This window comes from Nitrospiraceae bacterium (assembly GCA_019637075.1).
Lineage (GTDB): Bacteria > Nitrospirota > Nitrospiria > Nitrospirales > Nitrospiraceae > JAHBWI01.
This window is the reverse complement of sequence record JAHBWI010000002.1, coordinates 740110-756648: the sequence shown is the minus strand read 5'-3', so window position 1 is coordinate 756648 and position 16539 is coordinate 740110. Positions and strand designations below refer to the sequence as shown.

14 protein-coding genes are annotated in these 16539 nt (G+C 58.9%); 13 read left to right on the top strand and 1 reads right to left on the bottom strand.

Translation table 11 applies throughout. The annotated features are described in order from the left end of the window. The first annotated feature begins 165 nt into the window (after positions 1–165). From KF814_07875 to KF814_07850, 6 genes are all read left to right on the top strand, one after another. On the top strand, positions 166–1125 hold the full coding sequence (locus KF814_07875; GenBank protein ID MBX3236056.1) for a carboxypeptidase regulatory-like domain-containing protein: 960 nt from the start codon (positions 166–168) through the stop codon (positions 1123–1125). 16 nt (positions 1126–1141) lie between these two features. Next, positions 1142–2065 (top strand): formylglycine-generating enzyme family protein, encoded by a 924-nt coding sequence (locus tag KF814_07870; protein MBX3236055.1) that lies wholly within the window; start codon positions 1142–1144, stop codon positions 2063–2065. A 48-nt stretch (positions 2066–2113) separates the two neighbouring features. Beyond that, the gene (locus KF814_07865; protein ID MBX3236054.1) at positions 2114–3085 is read left to right on the top strand and encodes a formylglycine-generating enzyme family protein; all 972 of its coding nucleotides are present in this window, start codon (positions 2114–2116) and stop codon (positions 3083–3085) included. 119 nt (positions 3086–3204) lie between these two features. Continuing rightward, positions 3205–3906 (top strand): hypothetical protein, encoded by a 702-nt coding sequence (locus KF814_07860; protein ID MBX3236053.1) that lies wholly within the window; start codon positions 3205–3207, stop codon positions 3904–3906. A gap of 75 nt (positions 3907–3981) precedes the next feature. After that, positions 3982–4806 carry an MBL fold metallo-hydrolase gene (locus KF814_07855; GenBank protein MBX3236052.1) on the top strand — a complete coding sequence of 275 codons (825 nt, stop codon included), beginning with the start codon at positions 3982–3984 and terminating at the stop codon, positions 4804–4806. A gap of 297 nt (positions 4807–5103) precedes the next feature. Continuing rightward, on the top strand, positions 5104–5577 hold the full coding sequence (locus tag KF814_07850; protein MBX3236051.1) for a hypothetical protein: 474 nt from the start codon (positions 5104–5106) through the stop codon (positions 5575–5577). 41 nt (positions 5578–5618) lie between these two features. Here the strand turns inward: KF814_07850 and KF814_07845 are convergent, their stop codons facing one another. After that, positions 5619–6320 (bottom strand): CHASE3 domain-containing protein, encoded by a 702-nt coding sequence (locus KF814_07845; GenBank protein MBX3236050.1) that lies wholly within the window; start codon positions 6318–6320, stop codon positions 5619–5621. 494 nt (positions 6321–6814) lie between these two features. Here KF814_07845 and KF814_07840 point away from each other — a divergent pair, with 494 nt between their 5' ends. From KF814_07840 to KF814_07810, 7 genes are all read left to right on the top strand, one after another. After that, the gene (locus KF814_07840; protein MBX3236049.1) at positions 6815–8062 is read left to right on the top strand and encodes an NAD(P)/FAD-dependent oxidoreductase; all 1248 of its coding nucleotides are present in this window, start codon (positions 6815–6817) and stop codon (positions 8060–8062) included. 144 nt (positions 8063–8206) lie between these two features. After that, positions 8207–8395 carry a DUF2892 domain-containing protein gene (locus tag KF814_07835; protein ID MBX3236048.1) on the top strand — a complete coding sequence of 63 codons (189 nt, stop codon included), beginning with the start codon at positions 8207–8209 and terminating at the stop codon, positions 8393–8395. Between the two features lie 40 nt (positions 8396–8435). Continuing rightward, positions 8436–9506 carry an efflux RND transporter periplasmic adaptor subunit gene (locus KF814_07830; GenBank protein ID MBX3236047.1) on the top strand — a complete coding sequence of 357 codons (1071 nt, stop codon included), beginning with the start codon at positions 8436–8438 and terminating at the stop codon, positions 9504–9506. 136 nt (positions 9507–9642) lie between these two features. Beyond that, the gene (locus KF814_07825) at positions 9643–12969 is read left to right on the top strand and encodes an efflux RND transporter permease subunit (protein ID MBX3236046.1); all 3327 of its coding nucleotides are present in this window, start codon (positions 9643–9645) and stop codon (positions 12967–12969) included. A gap of 129 nt (positions 12970–13098) precedes the next feature. Beyond that, on the top strand, positions 13099–15156 hold the full coding sequence (locus KF814_07820) for a sigma 54-interacting transcriptional regulator (protein MBX3236045.1): 2058 nt from the start codon (positions 13099–13101) through the stop codon (positions 15154–15156). 415 nt (positions 15157–15571) lie between these two features. Further along, entirely contained in the window at positions 15572–16009 is a 438-nt protein-coding gene (locus tag KF814_07815; GenBank protein ID MBX3236044.1) for a Spy/CpxP family protein refolding chaperone, read from the top strand. Beyond that, entirely contained in the window at positions 15996–16313 is a 318-nt protein-coding gene (locus KF814_07810) for a hypothetical protein (GenBank protein ID MBX3236043.1), read from the top strand. Before KF814_07815 ends, KF814_07810 begins: the two co-directional genes overlap by 14 nt. The last annotated feature ends 226 nt before the right edge of the window (positions 16314–16539 follow it).

Genomic DNA, 16539 nt, shown 5'->3' with positions numbered 1-16539 from the left:
AGCTGCCAGAACCATGCGGCTCCCCCATCGTGTTTTTTGACTTTGATAGGAATCGATGATTGAGTCCATGTATCATGGCCCATTAGGGAGCGAAAGCGGTTGGACCAATCACCGAGGAGGCCGAAAGTGAAAGCATCAAACGGAATCATCGAGAGCAAGTGCAAAATGAAAAAGTGCGCAATCCCGTTATATGTATTGGCAGTTTTCCATTTTGCATTGGTAAGCATCGTGGCGCCCCCAGTCGGTGCCTATGAAGAGACTAAAGTGATCGATGGAGGGACTTTGCACGGGACCGTCAAGCTTGTCGGGGCCGTCCCCAAGCCAAAAGGGTACAACCTGACGACCCTGCCGGACCCGTTCTATTGCGGCCGCATCTCCGATGGGGAGGGATGGCGCATTCTGCAGCCTTTTAACGTCGGATCAGGCGGCGAATTCCGCGAGGTGGTGGTGTATCTCGAAGGAGTAGAGAAAGGGAAACCATTCGAGGAAGGGGGCGTGCCGCAGATCGAAGCGAAGGATTGCCTCTTCCTTCCCTTCACGACTGTAGTGCGCGACGATCAATCCGTGACGGTGGTGAACATGGATCCCGTCATGCACGATATCCAGGCCTATGAGACGTCGAACTTGGGCGCGCGCGTCTTGTTCAATGTCCCGCTGCCGATGAATCCGCAGCATCCACGCAACTTCAAAGATCGGAGCGAAGCCGGGATGTATCACAAGCACATGGCTGGGCCGCCGATGAAGCAGTTGGTCAATCTCAGCAAGGGGCGGAGAGTTTTTGTCATGCAATGCGGCTTCCATGCGTATATGGAGAGCTGGGGTGTGGCCGTCATGAACCCCTATTTTGCCAAGACGGACGACCAGGGCCGGTTTACGATCGGCGATATCCCTCCTGGTACGTACAAGCTGGTGGTCTGGCATCCCTATATCCGGACCTCGACGGAACAAACCGTCACTATTGGTCCGAACGGGACCGTCGACGCCACTCTGGCGATTCCGGCGCCCACCGGACGGCTGTACGCCAACGAGGTCTTGGAACACGCCTACACCCGCTATAACGTGACCGAGGAAGCGAAGAAGGAAATCGATCCGTTGCTGGAAAAACAAGGGCATAAAGGGAACTAGATTCTGGCAAGGCAAGATGACTAAGTGCAGGTGGTTCGTGTTTTCATGTGTCATTGTCGGTTGTGCGCTCGCGGGCACCTTCGCGCCGACCGCGCGTGCCAACCATGAATCGGCGAAACAGCCGCCGCTATGGACGCCCGTCGATGAGGTCGAGCAAATGGCGACGCTGGAGGCACCGGGGGGGATGGTGCTGGTCCCTGCCGGAGATTTTTTGATGGGAAGCGATCCTCGCAAAGATCGGGCAGCCGGTCCGCAGGAGTTCCCGCAGCATCGCGTCTATCTCGATGCGTTCACGATCGATCGGTTCGAAGTGTCGAATGTGGAGTACCTGCGTTATGTGCTCGCCACCGGAGCCGACTGGCCGCAGTTCTGGCGAGCCAAACCCTTCGCGGACAAGATGGCACTGCACCCGGTCATCAATGTCAGTTGGGAAGACGCGCATGCCTACTGCCGTTGGACGGGCAAACGGTTGCCGACCGAGGCGGAATGGGAGAAGGCCGCGCGAGGCGAGGATGGTCGAATGTTTCCCTGGGGCGACGAACCAGCCGGTTGGATCAAGAGCAACATCGCTCACCCGGGATCGAAGCGCGGCGCCAAGTATCCGCCGCTTGCCAACATCAATCGCTACGACAAAGGTGTCAGCCCGTATGGGGTCTACCAGCTAGCCGGCAATGTGAGTGAGTGGGTCGCGGATTGGTTTGATCCGGAGTACTACCGCAAGGGCGTGGATCGTAATCCGAAAGGGCCTGAGACGGGAGAGTTGCGGGTGTTTCGAGGCGGTTCATGGAATGAGGATCCGGAAGTGGCTCGGTCAGCTGGCCGTAACGGCGGCGAACCGGGAAGACGGAGTTACCTGACCGGATTTCGATGCGCGCAGAATGCGCAGGAAACCTTGAGCGTGAAACGGGAAGCGTCACGCAGGCCGGAGGCGATCCCCTGATCGCCCGTGATGATTCACCGTGTGGAGATACTTCAAAGGAGGCCGAAAATGCAGTCGCAGGCGCAGAGGCAGACAAGACGGATTGAATGGGTAGTAAACGCGCTCCTGGCTGGAGCAGCGATCCTTTCCCTGGCCAACGCGGTCTGGGGGCTGGACACGCAAGATATCATCGTTGAATTCACCCCGGAAGGGCGCAAGTTGGCCGAGGAGCGGGTTCGTACCTGGACGCCGAAGGAAGAGATGGTTCTCATTCCCGCCGGCGAGTTCCTTATGGGCAGCGACAAGAAGGTTGACCGCGTGGCCTACCGTTCCGAACTGCCGCAGCGAAAGGTCTACTTGGATGCCTATGAGATTGATAAGTACGAGGTGACGAACCTCCACTATATGAAGTTCATCTTGTCGACTGGGCGAAACCCGCAGCTTGATTGGCGATACGACGGCGGCAATTTCCAGGACACGATGGCCAACCATCCCATCATGCATGTGTCCTGGTTCGACGCTGATGCCTACTGCCGCTGGGCAGGCAAGCGCTTGCCGTCCGAGGCGGAATGGGAGAAGGCGGCTCGAGGTGAAGACGGTCGCCTGAATCCCTGGGGTAATCAGTCTGCGGGGTTGACTCGCGCGAATTTCGGTAGGACCGGTCTGTCGGGTCCTGTGCGTGACCGTCCGGAGCGGCTTCTGCTGTATCCACCCCTTATTTCCGTGGACAAGTATGACAATGCCGTGAGCCCCTACGGCCTTTACCAGATGATGGGTAACGTTTCGGAGTGGGTGAACGACTGGTATGACCAGGATTATTACAAGAGCGCCCCGGACCGAAATCCGAAGGGGCCTAATAGTGGGACACAAAAGGCCTTTCGTGGCGGCGGCTGGATGGACAGCACTACGACCATGCGCGCTGCGATGAGGAATGGAACGGATCCGAATACCAAGATCAATTGGATGGGTTTCCGTTGTGCGCGGGACGTGCAGGACAAGGGGGCGCAGGCCGCCGCCGTCTCAGCGCCGGCGGGGAATTGACGGAGCAATTATGCTTCGTGTGCTTTCTGACAAAATGATGTCTCGGGCCGGCGGGCATCATGCAACGAGTCGGGAGACGGGTGAGGAACATCCGTCGCCGACAGCCCAAGGAGGGGGGCATGATGCGAAATTGGCTGAGTCGTGGGATCGGTGGCGTATTGTGTGCAACGGTTGCGATCGTCGGGGTGCTCGGTGTTTCTGGTGTCTCGCTGGCTTCGGCTGACGAGGGCACCGGGAATATGGTCTTCTTCAAGGGCGGTTTCATGAATCTGAACAGCGACCGCTCGGGGCAGATCTTTTCGGACACCGCAGGTCTGACAGGGGTCAACGGCGGGAACGCGGGATGGTACGCGGGCGCCGGCCTTGACCTGGTGATGTCGAAGAATGTGTGGGGCGGGATGGACAAGACCTGGGTGTTGGGAGAAATCGGGTTGCAGTTCAACCGCATCAATTCCGCACGTGTCAACAACGTGGCCGGTAGTATCGCTACGCATACGTTGACCGGTACGACGGGGACGGATCCGCAGAAGGTCCAGTTGACGATGCTGACCATCGACGTCGCGCCGAAGATCAAGTTCATGGAGGACAGCTGGTTCCGTCCGTGGATCATTCCCGTCGGTCTGGACTTTCACGTGATCAGCCCGCCGTCCAACCGTACGCAGTACCTGGATATCGGTTTGCAGTTCGGAGCCGGCTTCGAGGTGCAGGTGTGGAAGGCAGTCAAGCTGGGCGTGGACGGGCGGTATCACTGGACGGCCGACATGACCAACACCAATAATAGCTACTTCCAAGTCGGGCCCTACGTGGGTATCAGCTTCTAAGCCAGGGAGATTGTGCCGACCCGTAGACCGCGATGTTGAGCGATGTACTGAGCGACCTTTAACAAGGGAGGACCTATGGCCGGGAATTTGTTGTCGAGTGTGACGAACGCTGGGATCAACGCATCATTACCGGTCAAGCTCTACGACGATTCTCAACATCAGGTCTATTGGGTCGGCATCCAAGGCGGTGGAGACGAAATCGAATGTAACACGTACTTGATTGTGGACGGGGGTGAAGGCTTTCTCATCGAGCCCGGCGGCCACGACCGTTACATCCCCGTCCTCAATAAGATCAATCAGGTCATGAACGCGATGGCCATCACGCACCTTCTGGTGAGCCATCAAGACCCCGATCTCTGTGCCTCGATCCCGGCCTGGATTCGCACGAACAATAAAATCAAGATCGTGCTGCCGTCCCAATGGACTCGGTTTCTTCCTCATTACATGGATTGGAACGTCTCCCAGGTGGCCGGAGACAATCTGGCCTACCTTCCGGTCTCGGACGAAGGGGTGGTCTTGCCGTTCAAGACAGGTGGGCAATTACGCTGCATCTCGGCGCCCTACCTCCATTCTCCCGGCAATATGGTGATGTTCGATTCGGTCAGCGGGTTCATGTTTTCCGGCGATATCGGCGCAGCGGTCTTCAAGGACGGTAAGCTTCGGCTCGTTGTGGACGATTGGGCGGGCCATGTGTCCGCTATGCAGGGATTCCATCAGCGCTATATGAGTTCGAATCGGGCCGTGCAGGGCTTCGTGAGAAAGGTCGAAGGACTTCCGATCAAGGGCCTGCTGCCGCAGCACGGCTCGATTTTTCGAGGAGATGAGGTCAGCAAGTTTTTCCGTTGGCTTGAGCAGTTGCCGGTCGGCGTCGACTACCTGTATGGTGGGACGCGCTTTTAGGGTGCCGTGACATTGGCCGTGCACGTACCGGCTGAGATGGAGGATGGATTCCCTCGCCTCCGTCTCCTGGCTCAGCCAGCACGGCGTGTCAGTTCTTGTGCCGCGAGTGCGACTTGATTGAAAAGCACGAGAAGTCCCTCGCGCTTCTCCCGCGAACCCAGGTGCTGGCGGTGCTGGGGGAGGTCGACTGGTGCCTCAATTTGGTCGTGGCGCCGGATGTCCCGCGCAGCTGAGTAGTCATCCTGCCTAGCTTTTCTCGAACCGACCAGTCACCCGAACTAGCAGAGGGATCGATCGATGACGATTCTCGTGTGGGGACATCTGTTGGCCGCAGTCGTCTGGATCGGAGGGATGGTGTTTCTGTCCCTCGTGCTGGTCCCGGTCTTACGGCAAGGCGGTCAGTTCGCCCAGCACGCAAGCCTGTTCAGAACCGTGGCCTTGCGGTTTCGATCGGTCGTGTGGGGAGCGATGGCGATGTTGGTGGGGTCCGGAATCTTTCTTGCGGCGGGGAGGGCCATCCCGCTGACCGACCCCGCTCACTGGCCGACCATCTTTGTGGTGAAAATTTCCTTGGTCAGCGTCTTATTGAGTCTGACCTTCCTGCACGATCTTGTCGTGGGACCTGGGGTCAGACGAGTGTTGGCAGTCCCGGAGGCCCAGCGCAGCAAGTCGGATCGGATGTGGCTGCGGTATTCTGCGCTCGTCCCGCGTCTGTCGCTGCTGCTCGCTCTGGCTGTCCTTTTTCTGGCAGTCCAGCTGGCGCGTTCCTGAACCCGGCAGCGCGGCGTCTGCCCGTCTACCGCCGCGCTAATTCAGCTTGGGCGGGATGGCTGTTGTTCGGCGAATAGCTGGGCCAGGGTCTGTGCCTGTTGCTGCACGGTGAGCGTCAATCGGAGCATCACCCAGAACAGCGCAAAAATCACCAACGTAACCAGGAAGAATGATACCGATAAGGCGCCGGTCGTCACGGCCCAAATTTCGGAGTCGGCTTTTCCTCGCTTGAGCCGCTCGTACTCCTCCAGCCGAACCTGGTTCGCCACTTCCCGAATCGACTCCATCGTAAAGCCTTGGGCATTCGCCACCAGGACGGCCTTTGCGGCACCGAACCCATCCCGCTCTCTGCGTTCGAGGGCCTCGGTCATCTCGCCGACCCGTCGGTCGATTTGCTGATCCAAGAAGGCGATTCGGTTGCGATGCTCGGGGTTGTGAGCCGCCAGGCGGGAGAGCTGCTCTAGGTGGCGCTCCACGCTGTCCACGGAATGCTGATAGGGCTGCAGGTAGGTGGAAGAGCCGGTGACCAGGAAACCCCGTTGGTGGGTTTCCGCAGAGGAGAGTTGCCCCATCAAGGATTCTACTTCGAGCAACATCTGTTGGGTTTGGGCGACTCCCCCATTCGCTGTCTTATAATGCACGAGACTCAGAAAGCTTGCGGCAACCAATGATTCCAACGCAATGAACGCGAGAATGATGCCGACGAACAACCCTGTCTGCTTATAGATCTGCGTGAAGCGCATGGTGCCTCCCCAAAAAACAAAACGACGTGCGAATGGAATACTTGTATTGAGGCCGGGAGCGACTGTCAATCCGACAATATAATGCTGATCCCCCGGAAGATGTCCAAAGTGTATCACACAAGCACAGATTACGTATTTCATGGGTCTCAATCAACTACCGGAAATCTCGAATAGGTTCCGCTGATACAGTGGTCTAAAGATCGGCATGGCCGCACGGCATGTCGCCTATTGCAACAATGTGATGCGTTCCGTAGGCGCAAGTTGCCTCGCTCTGCTGTTTCATGTGCGCGGACTGTCTGAGAGTCATGCGGATGTTTCCTTGAGATTCCAAGGTTTTAGCAGGGATCGTGGGAGGGCTATCTTTTTGCAATTCTTGCCTTGGTCGGCCAGTGACATGTCGACGGGCGGGACGAATCCAATCGCCCGCGCAGGCCTCTACCATCTATAGGGAGCCCCGGCAGCGGCTCCAGCGGTTCATGACAGGGAGGTGTCCTATGGCGCGGGTGGTCATTGTCGGGGCCTCGATCGGCGGATTACCCGCCGCCTACGAAGCCCGGGAGCTACTGGGCGAGCAGCACAAAATCACGGTCATCTCGAACGTCGAATCGTTCCATTTCGTTCCCTCCAACCCCTGGGTCGCAGTTGGGTGGCGGAAGCGGAAGGATATTAGCTTTGCTCTTGGGCCCGTGCTGGAAAAGAAGGGCATTGAGTTTCTCCACGTGGCGGCAGACCGGATCGAAGCCGAGCAAAACCGCGTCATGACTTCCAAGGGCGAAGTCCCCTATGACTACCTCATCATCGCGACTGGACCGAGGCTGAATTTCGGTGCAGTGCCGGGCTTGGGGCCGAGCGGCTATTCCCAGTCTGTATGCAATGTCGACCATGCCGAGCAGGCATGGGGGGCCTATCAGAGTTTTCTCAAGGATCCTGGCCCGATCGTCATCGGCGCCGCGCAAGGGGCCTCCTGTTTCGGCCCAGCCTATGAGATGGCATTCATTCTCGATGCGGATCTGAGGCAGCGCAAACTACGGAAGAAAGTCCCCATGTACTTTGTCACGCCTGAGCCCTACATCGGACACATGGGGCTGGCAGGAGTGGGGAAATCGCGGCGCTTGATGGAGGATGAGTTTTCGGAACATGCGATCAAGCCCATGACGGGTGCGTCGATCAAGGAAGTGCAACCGGGCAAGTTCATGTTGGAAGACGGACAAGAGGTGCCGTTCCGGTATTCCATGATTATCCCGCCGTTTGCCGGGGTGGAAGCAGTGGCGTCCACGGCCGGTCTTTGCAATCCGAAAGGCTTTGTCAACATCGATGCCTATCAGACCAATCCCAAATACAAGAACATTTACGCCGTGGGTGTCTGTGTGGCGATTCCTCCGGTGGAACAGACACCTGTGCCGACCGGTGCTCCGAAGACCGGCTACATGATTGAATCGATGGTGGCGGCTGCAGTTCACAACATCAAGGCGGACATCGACAACAATTCCAAGCGGGAGACCGCGACATGGAACGCGATCTGCTTGGCCGACATGGGCGACACGGGCATGGCCTTCGTCGCGATCCCGCAGATGGCGCCGCGGAACGTGACCTGGGCCAGGAAGGGTAAATGGGTTCACCTTGCCAAGATTGGATTGGAAAAATACTTCCTCATGAAGATGAAGCGGGGCGTCAGCGAACCATTCTTTGAAAAGGCCATTCTCAAGGCGATGGGGATCACGAAGCTGGAGGCCTCCGCATAGAGAGGCGTCGGATGGGGCGAGGGTCACCGGTGGGCAGGAATCAGATTGCCTGAGGTAGAGACTCTTGCCCCGTGCCGCCTCGTATCCTCGATGAATCCTTTCCCTTCCCCGCCGCTCATACCGGGTACATTAGGAGGTGAGGCCATGAGACTTAATGAATGGCTGCGGTTGATCGCCGGGGGCGTTGTGCTTCTAGCAGTTTTCCTGGGCGCGACGGTACATCCTTACTATAATTACGCTGCGGCGTTCGTCGCCGCCAATCTGATTCAGTCAGCCTTTACCGGCTGGTGTCCGATGATGGCGCTCCTGCGAAAGCTGGGAGTCCAAGAATAGAAGAAAGGTTCCGCTGACTCGGGAGTCGTCCCGACCCCATATGAGAACATCCGCTTTTCCGATGATGATGTTGTTGTTGGCCGCACTAGCCGGATGCGGGCCTGGTGAGGAATCTCCGCGGCAGGGTGGAGCGGTGATGGAGGCCAAAGCACCGCCCGCGATTCAGGCCACGCTGGTCGAAGTGAAGGCCGCGCAGGTGCCCTTGAGGCTTGAAGTGACCGGCCAGGTCACGGCGGTCTATCAGGCGACATTGGCCAGCCGTGTGCAAGGCATGATCGAGGCGGTGCTCGTCCGCGAAGGCCATGTCGTGAAGAAAGGGCAACCGCTTGTCACGCTGGATAGTCGGGACCTGCAGGCCGAATTGGCGCGAGCCAAGGCCGAAGTAGAAAACGCCAAGGCGCAACTCGACCGTATGGCCGATCTGTACCGCAAGGATGCCGTGTCCAAACAAGAGTTGGAGAATGCGACCAGAAGTTACAAGGTCGCCGAGGCCGGCCAGAAGGCCGTGGTTGCGCAATTGAGCTATACGGTGGTCAAGGCGCCGTTCGACGGTGTGATTACCGACAAAAAGGTGGAAGCGGGCGAACTCGCCTCGCCGGGTCAGGCCCTGCTGCGCATGGAAAACCCCGGTGAACTCCGGCTCGAAGCGACCGTGGCGGAAAGCGATCTGCAAGCGGTGACGGTGGGCGCGTCGTTGCCGATCGTCGTCGATGCGCTTGGGGCCGGTCGATTGCAAGGGACCGTCGCCCAGATTCTACCGGCCGGCGATCCGCAAACCCACACCTTCACGGTCAAGGTAGACCTTCCGCAAACCACAGGCCTGAAGTCCGGTATGTTTGGGCGACTGCAACTCGAGAAGGGCACCAGTCAGGCCCTGGTACTGCCTCGCAGGGCATTGGTCGAGCGGGGTGAATTGTCGAGCGTGTTTGTCGTCGGTCCTGACCGCATTGCCCGCCTTCGCTGGATCAAGGTGGGACGGAATCTGAACGACACCATCGAGGTCCTGTCGGGACTCAATGTCGGTGAAGTGGTCATGGAGGACGGGACCAAGGGCAGGGACGGGGCGCCTGTTCAAGAAGTGACGGCGGTAGCCAGGCCGGAGAAGACGTGAAGCAGACGAAAACCGGTAGACGTCAGACGCATGAAGTCCGGCCGAGTCTCATGCCTCACGGCTTACATCTCACGTCCGGCGGTATACGCTTCACGAGGTACGCTCACTGAGCCATACGCCATCAGCGATACGCGCTATGTCATCTGGTTCACCACATCCCCTCGGTCCTTCCGGTCGCCTTGCGGCGCAATTCATCGACAGCAAGTTGACGCCCCTGATCATCGTGGCGGTGCTTCTCCTGGGTGTATTCGCTGTGGCGGTCACACCACGAGAGGAGGAACCGCAGATCGTCGTGCCGATGGCCGATGTCTGGCTTCCCTTTCCCGGTGCCTCCGCGAAGGTGGTGGAGGAGCAACTCACCAAGCCGATCGAGCGAAAGCTATCAGAAATCAAAACGGTCGAGTATGTCTACTCCATCTCCCGTCCCGGCGGAGCCTTGATCATCGTCCGGTTTTACGTCGGCCAGCCGATGGAGCAGAGCCTGGTCGATTTGTACGACAAACTGATGTCCAACCAGGATCTTCTACCGCCGGGGGCCGAGCCCTTTCTCGTGAAGCCCCGAGACGTCAACGACGTGCCAATCGTGACGCTGACCCTTTCCAGCGAGCGCTATCAGGATTTCGACCTGCGCCGATTGGCCGATCAGGTTCTGGAGGAGACGAAGAAGGTGGCGGGCACGGCCGGTGGGTTCGTCGTCGGAGGCCACGATCGAGAACTGCGTGTCCAGATCGATCCGGCCCGCTTGAAGGCCTACGGACTGACCCCGTTAGCCGTCGCCGGCGTCATCAAAGCCGAGAACTTGGCATTGCCGGCCGGATCGTTCGAAAGCCAGAATGCGAGCCGGCTCGTGGAAACGGGGCGCTTCATCCGTTCCAAGGACGATCTCGAAACCCTGGTCGTGGGGGTACATGAACAGCATCCGGTATATCTGCGCCAAGTCGCGGAGGTCACCGATGGCCCGAGCGAAACCAAGCAATACGTGTGGTTTGGGGAAGGAGTACGGGGGGCACGTCAGACGTCAGACGTCAGGCGGGAGACGACCGGGGTTTCGTCTGACCTCTCACGTCTCACGTCCAGCGAGTTTCCCGCCGTTACCGTGGCCTTGGCCAAACAGGCCGGCACGAATGCCGTGACGGTGTCGCGAGACGTCGTGCGCAAGGTCGAGGAGATGAAAGGGCGTGTCATTCCTGCCGACGTGCGTGTGACGATTACGCGGGATTACGGCGAAACGGCCGACGAGAAAGCGAACGAACTGCTCTGGCACCTGCTGATTGCCGTGGTCGCGGTGGTGGTGTTTCTCGGCCTGACCTTAGGGCGCCGTCCGGCCGTCGTCGTGTCGGTCGCGATTCCCCTCACCCTGGCGCTGACGCTGTTCGTCTCGATGCTCATCGGGTACAGCATCAACCGCGTGACCCTCTTCGCGCTGATTTTCTCCATCGGCATCTTGGTCGATGACGCCATCGTGGTGGTTGAAAACACCTATCGCCATTTGACGATGCGCCTGCGTCCGCACCGTGAGGCGTCGTTGTATGCGGTGGATGAGGTCGGGAACCCGACGATCCTGGCGACGTTGACGGTGATCGCGGCCCTGCTGCCGATGGCCTTCGTGTCCGGCTTGATGGGGCCGTACATGCGGCCGATCCCCGTGAACGCCTCCATCGCAATGTTCGTCTCGTTGTTGGTGGCCTTCGTGGTCATTCCCTGGTTTTGCCAGGCCTGTTACCGTCCCGGCGTGAAAATGGCGGGAGTCGACCACGAACAGTTCCAAGGCGGTCTTGCTTACCGCTTCTATCAACGCGTGCTGACGCCGGTGCTCTCTCACCCGGTCATGGCCTATGCCGTGCTGGGGTTCATTGCGCTGCTGCTCGCCGGATCGCTGTGTCTGTTTTATACGCGCGGCGTGGTGGTGAAGATGCTGCCGTTCGACAACAAGAGCGAACTGCAGGTCGTGGTCGATATGCCGGAAGGGACCACGTTGGAGGAGACGGCCCGCGTGACTCAGGCGCTGACCCAATACGTGCGCACGATTCCGGAAGTGCGGGATTACCAGGCCTACGTGGGGACGGCCTCGCCGTTCAACTTCAACGGTCTCGTGCGGCACTACTATCTGCGCGATCAACCCCACGAAGCGGACATTCAGGTCAACCTGGTCGCCAAGGGGGAACGCCGCTCGCAGAGCCATGACATCGCCCAGCGAATTCGTCCCGAGCTGCAACAGATTGCCCGGCAGCATGGGGCCAATGTGAAGATCGTGGAGGTGCCGCCCGGTCCGCCGGTCCAATCCGTCTTGGTGGCAGAAATCTACGGCCCTGATTATGCGCGACAGACGGCCATCGCGCAGGACGTCCGTCGGCTCTTCGAATCCACGCAGGGCGTGGTGGATGTGGATGACTACATCGAGGCCGACCAAACAAAGTATGTGTTCACGGTCGACCGCGTGAAGGCGGCGCTGGCCGGGATTCCTTCCGATGAAATCGTGAAGACCCTTCGGCTCGGATTGGAGGGCAGCCAGGTCGGGCTGGTTCACCTGCCGCGGGAAAAGCGGCCGGTGCAGATCATGCTGCGGCTGCCGGTCAGCGAACGGTCGGGATTGGAACATTTCGGTGAGATCGCCCTGCGCACCCCCGCCGGCCGCATGGTGCCGCTGGCGGAGCTGTTGCGGATGGAGCAGACCGTGCGGGAGTCCGCCATCTACCACAAGAATCTCAAACCCGTGGTGTACGTCGTTGGTGATGTCGGCGGGGCCGCTTCAGATAAAGGCGACAGCCCGGTCTACGGCGTGTTGGGCGTCGGCCGGAAGCTGGAACAATTCACGCTGCCGGAAGGCTACCAACTCGCGCAACATTATGCGGCGCAACCTTGGTCGGAAGAGCGGTTTGCGATGAAGTGGGACGGGGAATGGCATATCACGGTCGAAACGTTTCGCGACATGGGCATTGCCTTCGGCGTGGCGATGATCCTGATCTACTTGCTGATCGTCGCGCAATTTCAATCCTTCCTGACCCCGGTCGTCATCATGGCGCCCATCCCGCTCACCTTGATCGGCATTTTGCCGGGGCATTGGCTGACCGGCTCCTACTTCACCGCCACGTCGATGATCGGATTTATCGCGTTGGCCGGGATCATCGTGCGCAACTCCATCCTGCTGGTGGACTTCATTCAACACCAGGCAGCCGATGGCGTGCCGCTCCTGGAAGCCGTGATCCGGGCCGGCGCCATCCGCACCAGGCCCATTCTCTTGACGGCGGCCGCGCTCATGGTCGGGGCGGCCGTGATCATCCTCGACCCGATCTTTCAAGGCTTGGCCGTGTCGCTCCTGTTCGGCGTCGGCGCCTCCACCGTACTTACGCTCATCGTCATTCCGGTCCTCTATTACCGCTGGATCGGGGAACGGACCGAACCTGTGTCCTGCCCGCTTCCGAATGGAGCGTCACAGCCCTTTTCGGATGCCGCCGCGCCATGAGGCGTGTATCTCATCGATGCGGTTATTGAACCTGTCGCAGCCGCAAGCGGACACATAGTCTCAGCACAGTTGGACGCCCCGGGTCGTTCTTCTATCGTCACAATCGCTCAACCGCATTCACGGTTATCCATGTCTTCTCATGAACATGCCAAGTATGTAGCTTTGCTTGATGTCGCGGAAGCGATTGCGAGCCATTCCGATCTCTCGACGCTTATCAGGCACCTTGCTTCCTGTTTGCCGAAGGTCATCGTCACCGATTTCCTGGCTCTATCTCTGTACGATGCCGAGCGCCACGCCATGCGTCTACATACCTTGCAAGCCAATGTGCAGGCCGACGTGATCGGGGGCCACGTCTTGGCCCCGGACGAGCTGCCGGCGGGACTCGTCTGGCAAACGCAACGGCCATTGCTCGTCCCGGATTTGTCGCAGGAATTGCGTTGGCCCAATGTCATCAGGATGATGCGGGAAGACGGCATCCAGTCGTTTTGCTACGTCCCCTTGACCACCGCGGCGCGCCGGTTGGGGGTCCTGGGGTTCGGCAGCCTGCGCAAGCGGGCCTTCGAGGAGTGCGATTCGACATTTCTGATGCAAGTGGGGAAGCAAGTGGCCGTGGCCGTGGAGAATGCGCTGAACCGCGAGGCTGCGTCTCTCTCGAAACAAGAGGCAGAGCGACAGAGGGATCGGTTCCGTCTCCTCCTGCGCATCACCAACGCCATGGTCTCGAAGTTGGACCTGCGCGAGGTGTTTCATGCTGTGAGTGCGACTGTTCGAGAACTGGTGCCTCAAGAATACACCTGCTTGGTTTTGTACGATGAGACTCGCCAACAGTTTCGTCTTCGTGCGTTGGATTTTCAGGACAATCCTGGGTGGTTGTTTGAGGGGTTTGTCGCGGATGCCGTGGACTCGCCCGCGACTATCGCTGTGAGCACAAAGCGGCCCGTGGCGATCAATCACCTCAAGGAACTGGAACGTTTTGGTCATCACGTCATCCGGATGTTGCTGGACAAAGAATTCAAGTCGATGTGCGCGCTGCCCCTTCTGTCGGACGATCGAGCCATCGGCTGTCTCACCTTCGCGTCTCGCCAGGAAGAGGCATTTCCCGAGTCGTCCATCGAGTTTCTCATGGAGGTCGCCGGGCAGATCGCCTTGGCCGTAGCCAACGCCCTGGCCTATCAGGAAATCACGGAACTGAAAAATAAGTTGGCGGAAGAGAAGCTGTATCTCGAGGAAGAGCTGCGTACCGAGCAGGGATTCGAGAACATCATCGGCGACAGCAAGGCCTTGAAACAGCTGCTCAAACAAGTTGAGGTCGTGGCTCCGACCGATGCGACCGTCCTGATTCAGGGGGAGACAGGGACCGGCAAGGAGCTGATCGCCAGAGCGATTCATCGGCTCAGCGGACGCAAGGAACGCACGTTCGTTAAACTCAATTGCGCGGCCATTCCCAGCGGCTTGCTGGAAAGCGAGCTCTTCGGTCACGAACGGGGTGCGTTCACCGGGGCCATCAGCCGGAAGGTCGGCCGATTTGAACTGGCGGACAAGGGAACCATTTTTCTGGATGAAGTCGGCGAAATTCCGCTGGAGTTACAATCCAAGCTGCTGCGAGTGTTACAGGAGCAGGAATTCGAGCGTCTGGGCAGCACGAGAACTATTCGGGTCGACGTCCGCTTGATCGCCGCGACAAACCAGGACCTCAAGAGCCTGGTGGATGCGAAGGAGTTTCGAAGCGACTTGTACTACCGACTGAATGTCTTTCCGGTGACCATGCCGCCCCTTCGAGAGCGACGCGAAGACATTCCCAGTTTGGTGCGCTATTTCACGCAGCAGTATGCCGGGCGTATGAAGAAACGGATTCATACGGTTCCTCTCAAAACGCTCGAGGCTCTTTCGCGCTACGCGTGGCCGGGCAACATCCGTGAGTTGGAAAATCTGGTCGAACGTTCCGTGATCCTCACGAAAGGCACAGAACTACAGGTCCAGCTCGGTGAACTTCAGATTGAGGTGAGTTCGAAGACGGCTCCGACCGCGACACTTCACGAGACTGAGCGTGAACACATCCTCGGCATCCTCCGCGAATCAAAGTGGGTCGTCGCCGGATCGGACGGGGCAGCCGCAAAACTAGGCCTCAAACGCACCACGCTTCTTTCGAAGATGAAGAAGCTCGGCATTTCTCGCCCTCTCGGGTGACGATAATCTCGACATCTGTCGAGATATCGACATTGTTCTTTCGTCATCTCTGCAGCTCCATCACTCCCTGCAATCCAAGTTCTCCGATCACTTGCCTTTGAACTCAATGGGTTGAACGTTCTTGTCCAGGGAACTCGAACCTGGAACGGTCCCTGCTGTGGGTAGGTCAGCAAGCTGCATGATGTTAACCGCCCTGGCCCGGCACGCCATTACGTCGATTTTGAGCATCGAGCCTGCGCGTATGTCGGGCGGAGATGCGGTTGCCGTGACGAGGTGGTTTGGGTGGCGGCAGTCCCGATTGCCCATCACGGAGGTTACGATGAAACGAGTCTTAAGAAAGGGCCAAAGTGAACGTCGCGCGGAGAAACCGCACCTGCATGAATGAGACACGATGATTGGGGAAAAGGAGGTTGCCATGAAGACGAAGATCATCAGAGTCGGGGTTGCCATCGCACTTGTGGCGGGCTTGCTTGGGGCGTCCGCGTGCCATCGACACCATACTCCGGCGGAACGAGCTGACTGGATGACGAGCAAGATCGCCAAACATTTGGATTTGGACGGCCAGCAGAAGGCGAAGCTCGGGGTCGTCAAGGACGAAGTGTTGGCTGCGCGAGCCGAGTCGCAGAAGGAACATCGGGCGATCATGGAGGAAGTGCTTGCTCAGGTGCAAGGCGAACGACTGGATGAGGCAAAGTTGGTGCAATTGCTTGAGCGGCACCAGGCAGTACAAACGCGCATGACGCAGCGCGTGTTGCCCAAGGTCGCCGAATGGCATGCCAGTTTGCGACCGGAACAGAAAGCCGAAGCGGTCGAGCACATCCGCAAGTGGATGGACCGGTATGGAGACTACTGACGAGGACATCGTCATGCTCAAGATCACCGTACAGAAGAACGGGCAGTGGGCAAGAATGGTGTTGGAAGGCAGCCTTACCAGCGCGTGGGTGGAGGAAGCGCGCCGAACTTGGCGTCAGCTTGATCGAGAGCGGCGCGTTCGACTCATCGTGGATCTCACGGGGGTATCCCATATTGATACCGAAGGCCGGTCGCTGTTGGTCGCCATGTACGGGAAGGGCGCCGATCTTCAGGCGACCGGTTGTTATATCAAGACAGTGGTGCAGGAGATCATGGGATCTCCGGGCGTCGGTCCAGAGGAGTAGGATTGTGGCTCCGACATCGCACCCATGCCGGCATCGGAGCATGGACCGACCGAGAAATCGCCCGCGCGATTCGGAGTGGAGTGAGTCGAGACGGAGGCGCGCTGGATTGGCAAGGCATGATCTGGGGGGAAAGATCGAGCTTTCGATGTGTGGCCTTCTGCCACAGATCCCGAGAAGTCCGCTGTAGCAGTCCTCCCCCCGATCACCCTCGTGCGCTCACGGCCTC